Below are 2,907 nucleotides of genomic sequence, written 5' to 3'. Positions count from 1 at the left end.
CTCCAGCAAACCGGTACCGGGCAACAACACCGTCCCGTTCACCGCGTGATCGGCCAGCCACGGCTGCGCGGCCACCGACAGACGGCCACTGAAGATCACCGACTCACCACCGGCGACCTCCGTCACCGCACTCAGCAACGGATGATCGACGGCGACGAGCCCCACACCGGCCATGTCGCCGGTCTCGATCTGTGTGGGGACCCAGAAGCGCTCGCGCTGGAAGGCGTACGTCGGCAGGTCCACGCGGTGGGGCCGCGCCGGAGCGAAGAGAGCGTCCCAATCGAGCGAGACACCGTGGGTGTGCAGCCGGTCGAGCGCCTCGATCAGTGTCCGGATCTCGTCTCGGTCCTTGCGCGCGGTCGCGACGAACGTTCCGTCCTCGACGCTCTGCTGGGCCAGCGCGGTCAGGGTGGTGTCCGGGCCGATCTCCACGAACACGTTCGCCTGGCAGGCAGCCACCCCGTCGGCGAACCGCACCGCCTCACGCACGTGCCGCACCCAGTACGCCGGGTCGGTCAGCAGACCGGGCTCGGCGGGACGACCGGTCACGTTGGACACGATCGGGATGCTCGGCTCGGCGAAGGTCAGGGCTGAGACGATCTGCTCGAATTCCGCGAGCATCGGCTCCATCAGAGGGGAGTGGAACGCGTGCGAGACGCGCAGCCTGCGCGTCCGCGCACTCGTCAGGGCGGCGATCTCCTCCACCGCGGCCTCACTACCGGAGATCACCACGGCCTGAGGACCGTTGACGGCGGCGATGCTCACGTCCTGGCGGCCTTCCAACAGCGGAAGCACCTCCGCCTCGGGGGCGGCGATGGCCAGCATCGCCCCGCCCTCCGGCAGCGCCTGCATCAACCGGGCCCGAGCAGAGACCAACGTGCAGGCGTCGGCCAGCGACAGCACCCCGGCCACATGCGCGGCCGCGATCTCCCCCACCGAGTGGCCCACCAGCACATCCGGAGTCACACCCAGCGAGGTGAGCAGCCGGTACAGAGCCACCTCGAAAGCGAACAGCGCCGGCTGGGTCATCCCCGTCTCGGCCAGCACCTCGTCCGGACCGGAGAACATCGCCTCACGCACCGACCCCGGCAGCAGCGCGCAGACCTCCTCCAGCGCCTCGGCGAACACCGGGAACGCCGCCGCGAGCTCACGGCCCATGCCCACCCGCTGGCTGCCCTGACCGGCAAACAACATCGCCAGCCCGCCACCACGTGCCGCACCCGGCGTCGTCGTGCCCTCGGCGAGGGCGCGCAGGCCGGCCACCAGCTCGGCCCGGTCGGCGCCCATCACCACCGCGCGCTGTTCCAGCAGCGCACGACCGCTCGCCAGCGTCCAGCCGATGTCGGCCACGTCGAGCTCAGGCCGCTCCTCCACCCACGACGCGAGCTGCCCGGCCTGCGCCCGCAGCGCCTCCGGCGTCTTGGCCGAGATCAGCCACGGCGTCACCGGCAGCTCGACAGCGTCGGCGGGCTCCGGCTCCACCACCGGACCCTGCTCGATGATCACGTGCGCGTTCGTGCCGCTGATCCCGAAGGAGGAGACCGCCGCCCGGCGCGGGCGGTCGCCGGCGTCCCATGTACGGGCCTCGGTCAACAGCTCCACCGCGCCCGCCGACCAGTCCACGTGCGGCGAGGGCTCATCGGCGTGCAGGGTCTGCGGCATGACGCCGTTGCGCAGCGCCATCACCATCTTGATCACACCGCTCACGCCGGCGGCGGCCTGCGCGTGGCCGATGTTCGACTTGATGGAGCCCAGCCACAGCGGCCGGTCCTCGGGCCGGTCCTGACCGTAGGTGGCGATCAGCGCCTGCGCCTCGATCGGGTCACCCAGCACCGTTCCGGTACCGTGCGCCTCGACCACGTCCACGTCCGCCGCCGACAGACCGGCGTTCGCGAGCGCCTGGCGGATCACCCGCTGCTGCGCCGGACCGTTCGGGGCGGTCAGGCCGTTGCTCGCACCGTCCTGGTTGACCGCGCTGCCCCGCAGGACCGCGAGGACCTGGTGGCCGTTGCGGCGAGCGTCCGACAGCCGCTCGACCAGCAGCACACCGACACCCTCAGCCCAGCCGGCCCCGTCCGCCGTGGCACCGAACGCCTTGCACCTGCCATCGGGTGCCAGACCGCGCTGCCGGGAGAACTCGATGAACATGCCAGGCGTCGACATCACCGTCACACCACCGGCCAGCGCCAGGTCGCACTCACCCGTGCGCAGCGCCTGCGCCGCCCAGTGCAGCGCCACCAGCGACGACGAGCACGCCGTGTCCACCGTGACCGCCGGACCCTCCAGGCCCAGGGTGTACGACACCCGGCCGGACACCAGGCTTCCGCCACTGGTGTTCGCAGGAGTACCCAGACCGTAGTCGTGGTACATCACACCCGCGAAGACACCCGTCCGGCTGCCGCGCAGCCCCACCGGGTCCAGGCCCGCCCGCTCGATCGCCTCCCACGAGGACTCCAGCAGCAACCGCTGCTGCGGATCCATCGCGAGCGCCTCACGCGGGCTGATCCCGAAGAAACCGGGGTCGAACTCTGCGGCCTCGTACAGGAACCCGCCGTGCCTGGAGTACGAGGTGCCCCGGCTGTCCGGGTCCGGGTTGTATACCTTCGCCAGGTCCCAGCCACGATCGGTCGGGAATTCGCCGATGGCGTCCGTACCGGACGACACCAGATCCCACAGACCCTCGGGCGAGGACACCCCGCCGGGGAACCGGCAGGCCATCCCCACGATCGCGATCGGCTCGTCGACCACCGAGACATCGGCCACGACCGCCTGCGAGACCTGACCACCGGCCAGCTCCGCCGCCAGGTAGTCCGCCACCGCCTGGGCGGTCGGGTAGTCGAAGACGAGCGTGGCGGGCAGCCGCAGCCCGGAGACCGTCATCAACCGGTTGCGCAGCTCGACCGCGGT

Annotated in this window: 1 protein-coding gene; it reads right to left on the bottom strand. The window is 71.3% G+C overall.

The features are described 5' to 3' along the window. A partial coding sequence (locus AB0F88_RS44225) for a beta-ketoacyl synthase N-terminal-like domain-containing protein (RefSeq protein WP_362698683.1) occupies positions 1-2,907 on the bottom strand: 2,907 nt, incomplete at both ends.

Origin of the sequence: Streptosporangium sp. NPDC023963, from assembly GCF_040639135.1 — a bacterium.
Taxonomy (GTDB): Bacteria; Actinomycetota; Actinomycetes; order Streptosporangiales; family Streptosporangiaceae; genus Streptosporangium.
This window is presented reverse-complemented; position numbering and strand designations above follow the sequence as displayed.